This window comes from Pantoea folii, from assembly GCF_056678875.1.
This window is the reverse complement of sequence record NZ_JBWXON010000013.1, coordinates 127,535-144,393: the sequence shown is the minus strand read 5'-3', so window position 1 is coordinate 144,393 and position 16,859 is coordinate 127,535. Positions and strand designations below refer to the sequence as shown.

Annotated in this window: 14 protein-coding genes; 7 read left to right on the top strand and 7 right to left on the bottom strand. The window is 54.2% G+C overall.

The window, feature by feature from the left end; genetic code table 11:
• Window positions 1-11 precede the first annotated feature (11 nt).
• The 5 genes from rnd to yoaA all read right to left on the bottom strand — a co-directional run bounded on the left by rnd (window position 12) and on the right by yoaA (window position 6,433).
• The gene (rnd, locus tag AC1MDE_RS16140; RefSeq protein ID WP_479402594.1) at window positions 12-1,133 is read right to left on the bottom strand and encodes a ribonuclease D; all 1,122 of its coding nucleotides are present in this window, start codon (window positions 1,131-1,133) and stop codon (window positions 12-14) included.
• Window positions 1,134-1,231: 98 nt separating this feature from the next.
• Window positions 1,232-2,908, bottom strand: a complete 1,677-nt coding sequence (gene fadD, locus AC1MDE_RS16135; RefSeq protein ID WP_480344831.1) for a long-chain-fatty-acid--CoA ligase FadD — start codon at window positions 2,906-2,908, stop codon at window positions 1,232-1,234.
• A gap of 207 nt (window positions 2,909-3,115) precedes the next feature.
• Window positions 3,116-3,712, bottom strand: coding sequence for a Slp family lipoprotein (locus tag AC1MDE_RS16130; protein WP_034828738.1), 597 nt, complete (start codon window positions 3,710-3,712; stop codon window positions 3,116-3,118).
• A gap of 59 nt (window positions 3,713-3,771) precedes the next feature.
• Window positions 3,772-4,470, bottom strand: a complete 699-nt coding sequence (gene tsaB / locus AC1MDE_RS16125; RefSeq protein ID WP_479414500.1) for a tRNA (adenosine(37)-N6)-threonylcarbamoyltransferase complex dimerization subunit type 1 TsaB — start codon at window positions 4,468-4,470, stop codon at window positions 3,772-3,774.
• Window positions 4,471-4,522: 52 nt separating this feature from the next.
• Complete coding sequence (yoaA, locus tag AC1MDE_RS16120) at window positions 4,523-6,433, bottom strand: DNA repair helicase YoaA (protein ID WP_480344829.1); 1,911 nt, start codon at window positions 6,431-6,433, stop codon at window positions 4,523-4,525.
• 123 nt (window positions 6,434-6,556) lie between these two features.
• Here yoaA and AC1MDE_RS16115 point away from each other — a divergent pair, with 123 nt between their 5' ends.
• Window positions 6,557-6,901, top strand: coding sequence for a RidA family protein (locus tag AC1MDE_RS16115; RefSeq protein ID WP_480344827.1), 345 nt, complete (start codon window positions 6,557-6,559; stop codon window positions 6,899-6,901).
• A 12-nt stretch (window positions 6,902-6,913) separates the two neighbouring features.
• On the opposite strand, the gene AC1MDE_RS16110 is transcribed toward AC1MDE_RS16115, so the two are convergent.
• Entirely contained in the window at window positions 6,914-7,099 is a 186-nt protein-coding gene (locus tag AC1MDE_RS16110) for a YoaH family protein (RefSeq protein WP_034828730.1), read from the bottom strand.
• 109 nt (window positions 7,100-7,208) lie between these two features.
• On the opposite strand from AC1MDE_RS16110, the gene pabB reads away from it, so the two are divergent.
• The 4 genes from pabB (at window position 7,209) to AC1MDE_RS16090 (ending at window position 12,475) form a co-directional block, all read left to right on the top strand.
• Window positions 7,209-8,567: an aminodeoxychorismate synthase component 1 gene (gene pabB / locus AC1MDE_RS16105; protein ID WP_480344826.1), complete on the top strand. Its 1,359-nt coding sequence runs from the start codon at window positions 7,209-7,211 to the stop codon at window positions 8,565-8,567.
• Complete coding sequence (locus AC1MDE_RS16100; RefSeq protein WP_058962468.1) at window positions 8,568-9,137, top strand: CoA pyrophosphatase; 570 nt, start codon at window positions 8,568-8,570, stop codon at window positions 9,135-9,137.
• A 191-nt stretch (window positions 9,138-9,328) separates the two neighbouring features.
• A complete protein-coding gene (locus AC1MDE_RS16095; protein ID WP_058962469.1) occupies window positions 9,329-10,693 on the top strand; it encodes an L-serine ammonia-lyase in 1,365 nt (454 codons plus the stop codon).
• A 219-nt stretch (window positions 10,694-10,912) separates the two neighbouring features.
• Window positions 10,913-12,475 (top strand): EAL domain-containing protein, encoded by a 1,563-nt coding sequence (locus tag AC1MDE_RS16090; RefSeq protein WP_097116880.1) that lies wholly within the window; start codon window positions 10,913-10,915, stop codon window positions 12,473-12,475.
• Window positions 12,476-12,956: 481 nt separating this feature from the next.
• Here the strand turns inward: AC1MDE_RS16090 and AC1MDE_RS16085 are convergent, their stop codons facing one another.
• Window positions 12,957-14,522 (bottom strand): TerC family protein, encoded by a 1,566-nt coding sequence (locus AC1MDE_RS16085; protein WP_058960159.1) that lies wholly within the window; start codon window positions 14,520-14,522, stop codon window positions 12,957-12,959.
• A 511-nt stretch (window positions 14,523-15,033) separates the two neighbouring features.
• On the opposite strand from AC1MDE_RS16085, the gene manX reads away from it, so the two are divergent.
• Window positions 15,034-15,999, top strand: coding sequence for a PTS mannose transporter subunit IIAB (manX, locus tag AC1MDE_RS16080; protein ID WP_058960160.1), 966 nt, complete (start codon window positions 15,034-15,036; stop codon window positions 15,997-15,999).
• Between the two features lie 57 nt (window positions 16,000-16,056).
• Window positions 16,057-16,857, top strand: coding sequence for a PTS mannose/fructose/sorbose transporter subunit IIC (locus AC1MDE_RS16075; RefSeq protein WP_034828717.1), 801 nt, complete (start codon window positions 16,057-16,059; stop codon window positions 16,855-16,857).
• The last annotated feature ends 2 nt before the right edge of the window (window positions 16,858-16,859 follow it).

The window sequence follows — 16,859 nt, the reverse complement described above, 5'->3', positions numbered from 1 at the left end:
AAACATTCCGCTTATAGCGCCTGCAGGATCTCGTCGATTCGCTTTTGCAGCAATTCACCACGCCAGCCAGTCAGTAATTCTGGTGTACGGCATCCGCTTTTCAAGCCCCAGTATACGCTTAACACCTGATTGATTTGGCGACGTGAAGCCAATAGCTCCTGACTGAAACCCGTCTCTTCGCTTACCTGTAACACCAGCGCTTTGATTGCTTTAAATGCCTGTTTGTAATGCGGATGGTCAATCAGATTGGGCAACGGTTGTGGCAAGGTCGCTTCATCCTGTGCCTGCGCTTCCGCCACCAGCGCCACCATCGCTTTCCCGTGGAAGCGAATCTCGTGACCGTTCAGGCCCAAATGATCGAGCTCACCCAGGCTACCCGGCATAAAGCGCGCCACTTTCCACAGATTCTCTTCACGCACCACAAAATTCACGGCCATGTCTTTCTGGCGGGCGATGTTCAAGCGCCATGCCGCCAGGCGTTGCAGCGCTGCCAACTGGCGCGGTCGCAACTGCCATGCGTTGGTGATGTCGCGCCATGCATCCTCTGGCTGTAAAACGTCAAGACGACGCTGGCAAAGATTATCGCATTCGCTCAGCGCAGCAGCCATGTTGCCTGCGGCTTCGGTCTGCTCCATTAACTGATGCGCAATCGGCAGCAAGTAAGCCACGTCTGCTGCGGCATAAACACACTGGCGCTCAGTCAGCGGGCGTGCCAGCCAGTCAGTGCGGGATTCACTTTTATCCAGTTCAATCTGATTAAAGTGGTTCACCATTGCGGCAAAGCCCCATGAAAGCGGCTGCCCTGCAAATGCAGCTAAAACCTGCGTATCAATCATCGGATTGGGCAAGCATTTAAAGCGATGCAGGAACACTTCGAGATCTTCGCCACTAGCGTGCAGGAACTTGGTGACGTGGGTATCTTGCAACAGCGCGACAAATGGCGCCCAGTCGCTGATATTCAGCGGATCGATCAAAACCAGTTGTTCACCATCGAACAGCTGGATCAGGCCCAACTGCGGATAGTAAGTGCGGGTGCGCACGAATTCAGTGTCCAGCGCAACGGCGTCATGCTGGCGCGCTTGTTCGCACACGGCAGCCAGCTGGCTGTTTTGGTCGATCAAAGTGTAATTCACGTATTCATTCTCGCTGCGGCACACTTCGCGCAGCGCTCCATGTTAAAAGCAATAAAAACGCCGGACTAAGCCGGCGTTAACCTTGGGAGAATGGCAGCTTACTGCCCTTCTCGCTTCGCCTCGTCACGCAATTCGCGGCGCAAAATTTTGCCCACGTTGGTCTTCGGCAGCTCGTCTCTAAACTCGATAATCTTCGGCACTTTGTAGCCGGTGAGCTGACGGCGGCAATGATCCAGCACTTCCTCTTTCGTCAGTGACGGATCCTTTTTAACGATGCACACTTTCACCGCTTCGCCGGAAAGGTCGCTGGGAACACCGATTGCGGCGGCTTCGCGCACTTTCGGATGCTGCATCAGCACATCTTCGATTTCGTTAGGATACACGTTAAAGCCTGACACCAGAATCATGTCTTTCTTCCGATCGACGATGCGAATAAAACCTTCGCCATCAACGGTAACAACATCACCGGTGTGCAGCCAGCCATTTTTCAACACTTCTTCGGTGGCATCCGGTCGCTGCCAGTAACCGACCATCACCTGTGGACCTCGAATACAGAGTTCACCCGGCTCACCTGGCGCCACATCGTTATCCTCGTCATCCACAATACGCACATCTGTGGAGGGTACAGGAAGACCGATGCTGCCGGTGTGGCAGGTGATGTCATACGGATTGACCGACACCAGCGGTGAACACTCAGTCAGGCCATAACCTTCGAGCAGATAATGCCCGGTGAGTTTTTCCCAGCGTTCGGCCACGGCCTTTTGCACGGCCATGCCGCCGCCAGCAGAAAGACGCAGCGTGGAGAAATCGAGCTTATTAAAGTTTTCGTCGTTGAGCAGCGCGTTAAACAGCGTATTGACGCCGGTAATGGCGGTGAACGGGAATTTGCTTAGCTCTTTGACAAAACCGGGGATATCACGCGGATTGGTGATCAGCAGGTTGGTACCGCCGAGATCGAGAAACAGCAGGCCGTTTACCGTTAACGCAAAGATATGGTAAAGCGGGAGTGCCGTGACCACCTGCTCTTTGCCCGCACGCAGCAGTTTGCCATAGGTGGCTTTGGTCTGCTCCAGATTAGCCTGCATGTTGCCGTGAGTTAGCATCGCGCCCTTGGCGACGCCGGTGGTGCCGCCGGTGTATTGCAGGAATGCCAGATCACTGTTAGTCAGCGTCGGACGCTGGTAAGTCATCTGCGCGCCCTGCCGCAGTGCGCTGCGGAATGGCACCGCACCGGGCAAATGGTATTTCGGCACCAGCTTCTTCACATACTTCACCACGAAGTTGACCAGCGTGGCTTTAATCGGGGCAAGCTGGTCACCCATACGCGTCAGCATCACGTGCTTGATCGGCGTCTCGGCGACCACTTTTTCCAGCGTGTGGGCAAAGTTGGATACAATCACAATCGCGCTGGCGCCACTGTCATTCAGCTGATGTTTCAGCTCACGCGGCGTATACAACGGATTCACGTTGACGACGACCATACCCGCACGCAGCACGCCAAACAGCGCCACCGGATATTGCAGCAGGTTGGGCATCATCAGCGCCACGCGGTCGCCCTGCTTCAGGCCCAGACCTTGCTGCAGCCAGGCGGCAAAGTCGCGGCTTTGCTTATCCAACTGACGGTAAGTCATCGGCTGGCCCATATTAATGAACGCCGTATTATCGGCATACTGCAATGCTGCGTGCTCGAAAAGTTCGACCAAAGAGGTATAACGGTCCGCATTAATCTCCGCAGGAACATCTGCTGGATAGCGTTTAAGCCAAACCTTATTCAAAGAATCACCCCGATATTCTTGTTGCGTAGCCATCGCCGCCTCTGCAATCAGTGTTGTTAACAATATTTTAACTGATTGTACCAGTTTGCCTGTTTCGGCATTTTCAGGTTGCGAAGCGCATCACTAAATTTCGCGCATCGGTTGCGCGCCCAATAAAAAAGCCCGGTCGCGAGCGCCGCGACCGGGCCGTCAAATAATGAAGATGAATCATTCGGTCAGGATAGTTTCCACCTGCGCGGGACCGGTATTCATGTTCATCCCCCAATAAGGATTTGGCCCCCAGTAACCCGGATGACGGCGCGTTGGCCCATACCAAATCCAGGGATCGATAGGCTGCGGTGGCGTCATCACCTGCTGAGTCAGGTGCCAGCGCTGATAGCCGCGCACATCCACCACCACAAAGTTGTAGCTGGCTTTACCAATCTCACCTTTTTCGGTGCCTTTGATATTACCCAGTACCGTGACGTACTGATTGTTCAGATCCACCGGATCAACAAAACCGCGAATGTCGGCGAAAATACGCCCAACCGATGCGGAACCTAAACGCGGCCGCGCACTGTCATCCAGCGGTTGGGTGGCGATCTCCAGGCGCGTCACGCCCGTCAGATTGGTGACTTTCACCACTTTACCGCCAAAACGTGACTCCTGGCCGACATACAGCTGAGGCGCATTCATCACACGTAATAAATCTTGCTGTGGAAGTTGAGAACTCCCTTTAATGGAATCTGGCACCGAAACGCAGCCGCTGAGTAACAACGCGCAGGCTAACAGAGCGCCAGACATCCCTTTACGACTTATTGGCATAGCACTTCTCCTGTTATTTCTCAGTTAGACTGGCCGCTTACGGAATAGTTGCGTAGCGCTTAACGGCCCGGCAACTTTTTCCATGCCACTTCATTGCGCAGGTAAACCGGTTCGGCATTTTCCACTGCCACCGACTCATCGCGCTGCCAGGCACTCAGGGCCAGCGGCAACATGTCCTCTGCTGCAGGCAGCGTCACTTCGGTGGTCACTAAGGTTGCGCCGGTCGAAGTTAGCAGGTGCGGATAAGCCGCCCAGCCGGTGCCGACCGTTGCCCACTCGCCGCTTAGCTGGCCGATGCGCGCCTGCACATCTTCGGGTTTCAAAACGGCTTCCGAGTCCGCACCTTGCCATTCACCGTTAGCATCACGCTGATATTCGGCCCAGTAAACTTCGCCCATGCGCGCGTCGATGGCAGCCAGCACGCGGTTAGCGCCGGTTAAGCGCCATGCGCCCTGAGCCATAGTCGCGAGAGAAGAGACGCCGATCATCGGCAAGTTCGCACCCAGCGCCAGCCCTTGCGCAATACCAATGCCAATGCGCACGCCAGTGAAACTACCCGGTCCACGGCCGAACGCCAGCACGTCAAGCGCGGTCAGATCCAGCTGCTGCAACTGCAACAGCTCTTGTACCAGCGGTAAGATGCGTTGGGTGTGATCGCGCGGGGCGATTTCAAAGCGGGCATCGATCTGCTGCTGATTGAGCAGCGCGGCAGAACAGGCTTCTGTCGCCGTGTCCAGAGCTAAAATTCGGGCGGACATAACAACCTCTGAAAGTCAAAATGGCGCGCATCTTAACACAGCCGGGCACAAATTAGTGCTTCTCTGGCTGGCGGACGAAAGCGATGGCACGCTGTAAATCGCGGGTACGCGGCGTGGGTGGCAGGCTATTGAGGAACAACCCGCCGTACGGGCGCGACACCAGACGCTGATCGCAAATCACCAGCACGCCACGGTCTTCCGTGTCGCGGATTAAACGGCCAACGCCCTGCTTCAGGGTGATCACGGCATCCGGCAGTTGCACATCATTAAAGGGATCGCCGCCACGCAGGCGACAATCTTCCATGCGCGCTTTGAGCAGCGGATCTTCCGGCGAGGTAAACGGCAGCTTATCGATAATCACCAGTGACAGCGCATCGCCACGCACATCAACGCCTTCCCAGAAACTGCTGGTCGCCACCAGCAAGGCGTTGCCGGCATCGAGGAACTGCTTCAGCAGCTGACCTTTACTGGTTTCTCCCTGCAACAACACCGGCAAAGTCATCGAGGCGCGAAATTCAGCGGCCAGTTCGCGCATCATCTTGTGCGAAGTACAGAGGAAGAAGCAGCGTCCTTTATTGGCATCGATCAGCGGTTTCATCATCCGTGCCAGCTGACGAGCTCCGCCGGGTTGATTGGGTTCAGGCATATTGCGTGGTACACATAACAGCGCCTGCTGGGTGTAATCGAAAGGACTGTCGAGAATCATGGTGGTGGCTTTATCGACGCCCAATCGGCTGGAGAAGTGGCTCATCTGCTCATTCACCGCCAGCGTGGCGGAGGTGAATACCCACGCCGCTTTACGGTTATCCATCACTTCACGAAAACGTTCGGCGACCGATAGCGGGGTTAACGCCAGCGTAAAGTGGCGGCTGGTGCACTCATACCAGTAGCTAAAACCGGGTTCATCAATGGCGCGCAGGCGTTTCAAACGGGTGCGATACAGTGCCGCGCGTTCGAATGCCGCGTCCAGCAACGCCGAACGACCCAGCGACAATTTGATGACGTCGTAGCAAAGCTCCAGCGCATCATCCAGTAGGGTCAACATGCGCATGATGTTGTTATCGCTTAGCAGGTCACGCAGATTGCCGCGAAAACCCGGCTCGCCCAGTGTTAAGCGGAAATCCTGCGCGCACTGTGCCAGACGGTCGGCTGATTTCTGTAGCTGCTGCACGTCGCGCACTTCAGTGCGATAGGCAATAATGATGTCTTTGGCGAGATCCTGCAGTTGGCGGCTCGAAAGTTGCTGACCAAAGTATTGACTGGCGATATCGGGTAACTGATGCGCTTCATCGAAGATCATCACATCCGCTTCCGGGATCAGTTCACCAAATCCTCCCTCTTTCACGACAAGATCGGCAAGGAACAGATGATGGTTCACCACCACCACATCGGCATCCATGGCTTTCTTACGCGCTTTCACCACAAAGCAATCTTTGTAGAGCGGGCAATCGCTGCCGAGGCAGTTATCGTTAGTGCTGGTGACAAACGGCCAGATCGGACTGTCTTCGGCGACGCCGGAACAGCTGCTGACATCGCCATCCGAAGTTTGATTTGACCAGCTGCGCACGTTGATCAAATCCCCGAGCGCCTGCACGGTGAGATCGCCACCGGTCTGATTCTGCTGTTCCAGACGTTCGAGGCATAAATAGTTGGAACGTCCCTTCAGCAGGGCAGTTTTACCGCTGAACTTCAGGGCACGAGCAATGGTGGGCAAATCGCGGGTATACAGCTGATCCTGTAAGGCTTTGGATCCGGTCGAGATAATGACCTTTTTTTTCGCACGCAATGCGGGTGCCAGATAGGCATAGGTTTTACCGGTACCGGTGCCGGCTTCGACCACCAGCTCACCGCCCTTCTTCACCGCTTCCATGACCGCTTGCGCCATTTCACGCTGCGCGGCACGCGGTTTGAAACCTGGAATAGCCTGCGCCAGCGCGCCATCAGCTGCAAAATCGTCTGCCACACATCCTCACCGATTGGTCAAAAACACTGTAATTATGTCAGGATTCCCCTGAGGCGACCACAACAGATGACAGCGCCCTACAGGATATGGCAGGCTAGCGCAGCGAAATTACAGGAGAACACCATGACCATTACGCGTATTGATCCCGCACCCCGCATGTCAGAAGCTGTTGTGCATAACCAGACCGTCTATTACACCAGCGTGCCAGAAAATCTGGATGACGATGCCGAAGCGCAAACCGCCAACGCGCTGGCGGTGATTGACGCGATTCTGACCCGAGTCGGATCAGACAAAAGTAAGATCCTTGATGCCACAATTTTCCTGGTCGATAAAGCTGACTTTCAGGCCATGAACCGTGCATGGGATGCGTGGGTTTCACCTGACAACGCGCCCGTGCGTTGCACCGTGCAAGCTGATTTGATGAATCCGAAGTACAAAGTGGAAATCAAAATCATCGCCGCGCTGTAACCCTTTCGGGCGTTATTCGTCTTCTTCGTCGTCTTCGAACATCGCCCGAATCGATTCACCCTGATAGCTCTGGCGGATCTCGTGTGCTACCTGCGCAATCGCCTGACCACTCGCCATGCCACCCGCCATCAATTCCTGGATACGTTCCACAGCTTGCTGCTGCTGTTCATGAGATAAAGCCGGAAGACCTGTAAACATTATTTGCTCCTGGTGCAAAGGGGACGCATTATTCCATGAGGAACAAACAGGTGCCAGCGACAAAAAAATGTGCCAGGCTACGCGCCTGCTTGTTGGATTAATTAGCCCGATGATCGTAAAAACCCTTAACCTGAAGTATACGCCGGATGCGCTGTTGCGCCGTTTTTCTGCGCTTGCTCATCGTTCCTGGGCGATGTTGCTCACCTCTGGCCATGCCGACCATGCCGATAATCGTTTTGACATTTTAACCGCCGATCCCCGTGCCACGCTTACCACGCGCGGCGAGATGACGGAAATCGACTGTGATGGCAAGGTGATCCTCTCCGCCGATGATCCACTGCACCTGGTGCAGCAACAGTGCGAAATGCTGGGCGCGACTCCACTGTTTGATGCTGATCTGCCTTTCCAGGGCGGCGCGCTGGGTTTGTTTGGTTATGATCTGGGACGCCGCTTTGAAATCTTACCGCAGCGCGCTGAGCAGGATCTGACAACGCCGGATATGGCAGTCGGCATCTACGATTGGGCTTTGATCGCGGATCATCATCAGCAAAAACTCACCCTGATTTCACTCACCGATGCCGGGCAACGCTGGCAGTGGCTGCAGGCGCAGGCGATTCCGCAGCCTAAAGCTTTTGCGCTAACCAGCGACTGGCAGTCAAACCTTAGTTTTGATGAGTACGCCGCGCGTTTTGCACAGGTTCAGCACTACATTCAAGCCGGGGATTGTTATCAGGTGAACCTGGCACAACGCTTTCAGGCTCGCTATCACGGCGACGAGTGGCTGGCCTTTTTACGACTCAACCGCGACAACCGCGCGCCCTTCAGTGCGTTTATCCGCTTGCCTAAGAGCGTCATTCTTAGCCTGTCACCGGAACGCTTTCTCTCATTGCAGCAGCAGGAGATTGAGACCCGACCGATTAAAGGCACTTTGCCACGCTTAGCCGATCCAGAAGCCGATCGCTTGCAGGCTGAGAAACTGAGCCATGCGGAAAAAGATCGCGCCGAGAACCTGATGATTGTCGATTTGCTGCGTAATGACATTGGTCGCGTTGCTGAACCCGGCAGCGTCAGCGTTCCTGAGCTGTTTGTGGTGGAACCTTTCCCGGCGGTGCATCATCTGGTCAGCACAGTACGAGCGCGACTACCTCAACATCTCGGCGCAACCGATCTCCTGCGCGCCTGTTTCCCCGGCGGCTCCATTACCGGTGCACCAAAAATTCGCGCGATGGAGATTATTGAGGAACTGGAACCGCAGCGCCGCAACGCCTGGTGCGGCAGCATCGGTTACATCAGCCTGTGTGGTCGCATGGATACCAGCATCACTATCCGCACGTTAATCGCTGAAAATCAGCATCTTTATTGTGCGGCAGGTGGTGGCCTGGTGGCGGACAGCGATGTGGAGCTGGAATATCAGGAGACCTTCCACAAGGTCAATCGTATCTTGCCCAGCCTGAGCGGCGAGGTTTAAATGAGCCTGACGCTTGACCAGTTCCTGAACCGCTTCGTGCTGCAGCCTCCTCTGAGCGCACCCAAAAGCGTGATCAGCGGCCGGCGAGCGGCCGTGTTGGTACCGGTGATCGACGGTGCTGAACCGGGGTTACTGCTGACGCGTCGCTCATCCCACCTGCGTAAGCATGCGGGCCAGGTAGCGTTCCCTGGCGGCATGCAGGATGCAACGGATGATTCGCTGATCCACACCGCACTGCGTGAGGCCGAAGAAGAAGTCGGCATTCACCCCGCTCAGGTTAGCGTCGTGGGTGTGTTACCGCCCGTGACCAGCAGCACCGGTTTTGCCGTCACGCCGGTGGTCGGCATTATTCCAGCGGACCTGCCTCTCAATATTAATCCTGACGAAGTGGAAAGCACCTTCGCGATGCCGCTGGCAGAAGCCCTGCGTCTCAGTCGCTACAGTGGACTCACCTTGCGCCGTGGTCATCGTCAACATCAGGTGTGGTTATCGTGGTATGAGGATTATTTTATCTGGGGCATGACCGCCGGGATCATTCGCGCATTAAGTCAGCAAATCGCCCTTCCCTGAGTTCCGCGCTGCATGTTACTTCCGCCATAAACTCGATCCACTTCACAGCCGCAGAATGGGATAACTATTTCTGTGGCTTATAATTAGTTTATTTCATGCGAAAAGCTGCTCGCTGAGTCACGCGGACGATTACTATTAGCCGCATAAACGGCCTCAGCCGTACAGAATAAGATTTGTGAGGAGTGTCACCGGTGATTAGTGTTTTTGACATGTTCAAAGTGGGCATTGGCCCATCCAGTTCACATACCGTAGGTCCGATGAAAGCGGGCAAGCAGTTTGTTGATCTGCTGGCCGAACAGGGCAAATTGCAAGACGTGACGCGCATTGCCGTCGACGTCTATGGCTCGCTATCGCTCACAGGTAAAGGTCACCATACCGATATCGCCATCATTATGGGGCTGGCCGGCTTTGAGCCCGCCACCGTGGATATCGATAGCATTCCCGCTTTTATTAAAGACGTCGAGCAGCGCGAGCGTCTGCTGCTGGCGAACGGTGCACGTGAAGTCGACTTTCCACGCGAAGGCGGCATGGTGTTCCGCAGTGAAAATCTGTCGTTGCATGAAAACGGCATGACGGTTTTCGCCTTTGCCGGCGATCTGTTGATCCTGACCAAGACTTACTACTCGATTGGCGGCGGATTTATCGTTGATGAAGAGCATTTCGGCCAATCCGTACTGGATGAGGTCTCGGTGCCGTATGCGTTCAACTCTGCCAAAGAGTTGTTGAGCCACTGCCATGAAAGCGGATTGTCCCTTTCCGGTTTGGTGATGAAGAATGAGCTGGCGCTGCACAGCCGTGAAGACATTTATGCCTATTTCGGCAACGTGTGGCAAACCATGCAGGCCTGTATCGATCGCGGCTTAAATACGGAAGGCGTATTGCCGGGTCCACTGCGCGTGCCGCGCCGCGCTGCCTCGTTGCGTCGTTTACTGGTTTCTTCTTCCAAGCACTCCAATGATCCGATGAACGTGATTGATTGGGTCAACATGTTTGCCCTGGCGGTCAATGAAGAAAATGCCGCCGGTGGACGTGTGGTCACCGCGCCAACCAACGGCGCCTGCGGTATCGTCCCTGCGGTGCTGGCCTATTACGATCACTTTATTGAGACCGTGACGCCGGACATCTTCATCCGTTACTTCCTGGCCTCGGGTGCCATTGGCGTGTTGTATAAAATGAATGCCTCGATTTCAGGTGCTGAGGTGGGCTGTCAGGGCGAAGTCGGTGTGGCCTGTTCGATGGCTGCCGCAGGCCTGGCGGAATTGCTCGGCGCCAGCCCGGAGCAGGTGTGTGTCGCCGCTGAAATCGGTATGGAACATAACCTGGGATTGACCTGTGACCCGGTGGCAGGTCAGGTGCAGGTGCCTTGTATCGAACGTAATGCTATCGCCTCAGTGAAAGCCATCAATGCTGCGCGCATGGCGTTGCGCCGTACCAGTGAACCACGTGTTTCACTGGATAAGGTGATCGAAACTATGTACGAAACTGGTAAAGACATGAATGCCAAGTATCGTGAAACCTCACGCGGTGGTCTGGCGATCAAAGTTCAATGTGATTGACCAGATGTGTTGAAAAAATAATCAATTAGATTTTTTTCTGCATCTCACGCTACCTCCCTGTGAGTAAACCAGATACATTAATTTGCGCGCGGCCCTTAGTGGCCGCGCTGTTTTTTAGTGCCGCTTTTTTTCTCTGCGGTGCGCTAAACCTGGCCGCCTCAATGCCGATAACCTACACGTTAATTTGGCTTCAATTTTTGTTTTGCAAGGTGGTTACTGATGCTCATTCCCCAGCAATTTGTCGGTCAATTTCGCCGTAAGCGTTTGCTTATCGCGTTGGTGATCGCGGCGCTGGTTCTGATTCTCACGCTGACTTTTCGTTATATCGAAGAGAAATCGCGTATTGAGCAGCAGTCCCTGAATTTTGCCAGTCGCGCCATTGAGCGCTTTGACCGCATGTTCTCCCCGCTGGATGTCTCCGCCAACAACACGCTTGGGCTGGTTGGCGTGCCTTGCGCACAAGTTCGCTATCCGTTAATCGAAAAGATTTCTTCATTGCAGACCGTGCGCACCATCCTGCTGGTGCAGGATGACAGTATTTACTGCTCCAGTATTTACGGCCCGCGCAATATTTCGTTCAGCCAGACCTATCCGGAGTTGGCGATTAATAATCAGCGCATGATGCTGACCACCGATAATTACCTGCTAAAAGGCTCACCGGTCTTGCTGCTGTGGACACCCAAATCGCTGGATAATCGCGATGGGCTGCTGCAGGTTATCAATGTGGAATTGATGACAAATTATTTGCTGGAGCCGCAGTTACCCTGGGTCGAACGGGCCATTTTTAATGTCGGCGGACAGAGTCTGGAATATGGCAATCCGTTGATTGAAGAGACAGTGCCATCGGAAGATGAAGTGGCTTTTGATCAGGCTTCACTGCGTTACCCCTACAGCATTACCTTGTATGGCCCTTCTCCGGCACGTCTGGCGTTGCATACGCTTCCTTCACAGCTACCGTTGGCGGTGCTGCTGAGCTTGCTGATGGGTTATATCGTTTGGTTAGCCACCGCGAACCGCATGAGCCTCAGCTGGCAAATCAGCTATGGCATTACCGCGAATGAATTTATGGTTTACTGTCAGCCACTGATCAATGCCAAAAGTGGTGAGTGCGATGGCATGGAGTTGTTGCTGCGCTGGCACAATGCGCGTCAAGGCTGGGTTGCGCCGGATGTGTTTATCCCGCTAGCTGAGCGTCAGAACCTGATAGCACCACTGACGCGCTTTGTGTTAGCTAAAGTGGTAGATGAGTTACCTAACCTGCCGCAATGTTCTTCTTTCCATATTGCGATTAACGTTGCCGCCAGCCATTTCCGCGATCGTGCGATTGTCGAGGATCTGCAAAGTATCTGGTGGCCCGCTAACCCGCTGCCGAAGCTGGTGGTCGAGTTGACCGAGCGCGATGCGCTGCCGGTGATTGATCAATCTGTGGTGTCGCAGTTGCATGAGATCGGCGTGCGCCTGGCGATTGACGATTTCGGTACCGGACACAGTTCCCTCGCCTACCTGAAAGACCTGAAGCCAGACGTGCTAAAAATTGACAAGATTTTCACTGCGGCCATCGGTACCGACGCGATTAACGCCACGGTGACAGATATGGTGATTTCGCTGGCGCAGCGTTTGAACATTGCGTTAGTGGCTGAGGGCGTGGAAACCGCGGAGCAGGCACACTATCTGCGTGAGCGCGGCGTGGATCATTTACAGGGCTATTATTACGCCCGTCCAATGCCCATCGAAGATTTCCCTGTGTGGCTGGAGCAGCATCAGGCGCATCTTAGGGCCTGATGTTGGGTTGGATTGTAGTGTCTGATGCTGGGTTGGATTGCTCTGTTTGATGGTGCGTTCGATTGCTCTGTTTCATGATGCGTTCGATTGCTGTGTCTGAGGGTGCGTTCCAGCCAGTAAAGGGGGATGTTCCGTAAAGACGGCGTGAATACATCCCTGTAGCCTCGGACGCCGCATCCCTGCGGCGTACGCTTTACTCCTCATCCCCCTTTACCGGCTTCATGTGGCATTTTTGCGGTCTGTACAACGCTGTACCTGGATTAGGTCAATCGCGTGGAGCGTTTAACATACTCGTTCATGACCTATTCCTCAGAGAAAGTGTGGAAGGTGTCAACGCCATTCAGGGCGAAACACATACTGCTTAATCACATCTTCCTAAGTGAGTGAGTAAAATGTGCCAACGCTATTTAGGACGGGTCACAGAAATAAAAAAGGCCGATATCGTGGATATCGGCCTTTTCGATGACAATTAACTTAGCCCTTACGCCTCATGCTCTTCATCTTCATGCGGCTTATCTTTGGTTACGCGCACCAGGTCGATACGATAATCCGTAGCCTCAATGATTTGGAAATGCAGGGGCGGCAGGTCGATGATCTCACCAGGCTGCGGCAGTTGGCCTTTCTGGGCAATCAACAGACCCGCCAGCGAGGCATGATCTTCTTCCCGATCCACCAGCTCATGGTGGTCGAGCAACTGCTGCAGTGAGTGCAGATCGGTACCGCCCTTCACTAACCAGCCATCACCATCCACGATAATATCGGGCGTTTCATCTTCATCCGGGAACTCACCGGCAATCGCTTCCAGCACGTCCAGTGGGGTAATCAAACCTTGCACCACACCAAATTCGTTGGTGACGATGACAAAGCTGCCTTTAGCGCGGCGCAGTACGCCCAGCAGGTTGATCGGATCCAGCGTTTCAGGCACCACTATCGCCGGAGTGGTAGCAGCAAACGTCGCCACGTCCATACCATGCTCCAGCGCCACCAGCAGTTCTTTAGCACGCACCACGCCGATGATCTCATCCAGCTCACCGCGACATACCGGGAACAAACTGTGCGGCGTGTCGAGGAGCTGAATACGGATTTCATCCACCGGACGTTCAGCATCAACCCATGAGATATTGCCGCGTGGCGTCATGATGCTACGAATGGAGCGCTGTGACAGCGTCAACACGCCGTTGATCATATAACGCTCTTCGTCTTTAAATGCTTCCTGTGGCATCGCCTGCGTCAGCGAAGCTTCTTCAGTGGTCACCGGCTGATGACGCTGGCGACCGCCCATCAGGCGCAAGATCGCTTCAGCCGTACGTTCTCGCATCGGCCGATGTTCCTGATGGCGAATAAAGTTACGACGCGCAATTTGGTTGAACAGCTCAATCACAATCGAGAAGCCAATTGCGGCGTACAGATAGCCTTTCGGAATGTGGAAACCGAAGCCTTCCGCCACCAATGACAAACCGATCATCAGCAGGAAGCTTAAGCACAGCACCACGACTGTCGGATGGGCATTGACGAAGTTGGTCAACGGCTTCGAAGCCAACAGCATCACACCCATGGCAATCACCACGGCGGTCATCATCACCGGCAGATGGTTGACCATACCCACTGCGGTAATCACCGCATCAAGCGAGAATACCGCGTCCAGCACCACAATCTGGATCACCACGGCCCAAAAGCTGGCATAACCTTTGTTGCCCTGATGTTCCATGCCGCGGTTTTCCAACCGCTCATGCAGTTCCATGGTTCCCTTGAATAACAGGAACAAACCACCGAACAACAGAATTAAATCTCGCCCGGAAAAACTGAAATCGCCTACGCTGAATAGGGGTCGCGTCAATGTCACGATCCAGGATATCAGCGACAGCAGGCCCAATCGCATCACGAGAGCGAGTGACAGACCGATCAGACGCGCTTTATCACGCTGTTTCGGTGGCAACTTGTCCGCCAGGATGGCGATGAACACCAGGTTGTCGATGCCGAGAACGATCTCCAGCACGATCAGCGTTAGCAAACCCGCCCAAATTGAGGGGTCGAAGAGAAATTCCATCAATGACTCCTTACAACACAGAGGGGCGAACGAGATTGAGCCTGCGCGGTGAAGCGAGACGAGAGATCGTTAGCAAATGAGGTCACGCTGAAGAGCGTTGTAGTGTGCGCCAGAAAGCGCTGAGAACATGTTGAGCGACGTCGGTGACGGTCCATATAGGTGAGCTGAAGCCCGATACTCCTGAATATTAAACAGAACGCTAATGTATCAGTTACATCAACAACGTCAAAAAATTTTATTACATTTACAAACAACTGCACAAACGCAGGAATAACGAACATAAATGCAATTTTGCAGCGTTACGCTCGAAATAGCTGACAAACATCACATAAATTATTTTTTCGCACACTAAAATAAATCGCGACCTTACTGCTGTGCAGCGGACAGTTTCGGAACATTTATTGATGCGACTCTTCATCTTAGACCCAAACGATCCACCTGAATCAACAACGGTAATTCTCAATGATTCCCGGCAATGCCAGAGAATCTCTCATGCGAACGGAGGTAGCAAGTGACCATTGCTATTGTAATTGGTACACATGGCTGGGCGGCAGAACAGCTGCTTAAAACAGCAGAAATGTTGTTGGGTGAGCAGGAAAATGTCGGATGGATTGATTTCGTGCCCGGCGAAAATGCAGAAACGCTAATCGAAAAGTATCAGGCGAGACTGGCAGAACTCGACACGTCGAAAGGCGTGCTGTTCCTGGTGGATACCTGGGGCGGCAGTCCATTCAACGCGGCCAGCCGCATTGTGGTGGATAAGCCGGATTATGACGTCATCGCGGGGGTGAACATCCCGATGCTGGTGGAAACCCTGATGGGGCGCGATGATAATCCATCCTTTGAGGAATTGATTCATATTGCCGTGGAAGCCGGCCGCGAAGGTGTCAAAGCCCTCAAGACCGAAACCCCTACCCCGGAAGCTGTAGCACCCGTTGCCGCACAAGCCCCGGCGCAACCGCAAAAGCCTTTGGCACCGGGCGAGCACATGAAGATCGGCCTGGCGCGCATCGATGACCGTTTAATTCACGGCCAGGTGGCAACCCGCTGGACCAAAGAGACCAACGTGACTCGCATCATCGTCGTCAGTGATGAAGTGGCTAATGACCATGTGCGTAAAACGCTGCTGACGCAGGTGGCCCCTCCTGGCGTGACCGCACACGTGGTGGATATTGCCAAGATGATCCGCGTGTGGAACAACCCGAAATATGGCCGTGACCGCGTGATGCTGCTGTTCACCAATCCTACCGATGTGGAACGGATTGTGGAACAAGGCGTGGATATCAAGTCGGTCAACATCGGCGGCATGGCATTCAAACAGGGTAAAACCCAGGTCAACAACGCAGTTTCGGTCGATCAGAAGGACATTGAAGCCTTCCGTAAACTGAATGAACGCGGTATTGAGTTGGAAGTGCGTAAAGTTTCAAACGACCCAAGACTGAAAATGATGGACCTGATTGCCAAGGTCAATCAGTAGTTCGCTTTTGCCTGCGCTGGCGGGCGAATACTTGAGACCTTGCTGAGGAGAAAAGCAATGGAAATAACCACGCTACAAATCATCCTGATATTTATTGTGGCTTGTATTGCCGGGATGGGTTCGATTCTTGATGAGTTCCAGTTCCACCGTCCACTGGTGGCCTGTACCTTGATTGGTGCGGTTCTGGGTGACATGAAAACCGGTATCATCATCGGTGGTACGCTGGAAATGATCGCGCTGGGCTGGATGAACATCGGTGCGGCGGTTGCACCCGATGCGGCACTGGCCTCCATCATTTCAACCATCCTGGTTATCGCGGGTGGCCAAAGCGTTGGTGCGGGTATCGCACTGGCAATTCCACTGGCGGCAGCCGGTCAGGTTCTGACCATCATCGTCCGTACCATCACCGTTGCCTTCCAGCACGCTGCCGATAAGGCCGCCGAGAAAGGTAATCTGAGCGCCATCAGCTGGATTCACGTCTCTGCACTGGTATTGCAGGCGATGCGTATTGCAATTCCAGCCCTGATTGTGGCGATTTCAGTGGGTACCAGCGTGGTACAGGAACTGTTGAGCTCCATTCCAGAAGTGGTCACCAACGGTCTGAACATCGCCGGTGGCATGATCGTGGTGGTCGGTTACGCGATGGTCATCAACATGATGCGCGCAGGCTACCTGATGCCGTTCTTCTATCTGGGCTTTGTGACGGCGGCCTTCACCAACTTCAACCTGGTTGCTCTGGGCGTGATTGGTGTGGTCATGGCGGTGCTGTATATCCAGCTGGCGCCGAAATATAACCGTACAGCAGGCGCGGCCGCTGCCGGTCCTGCACACAATGACCTCGACAACGAACTCGACTAGGA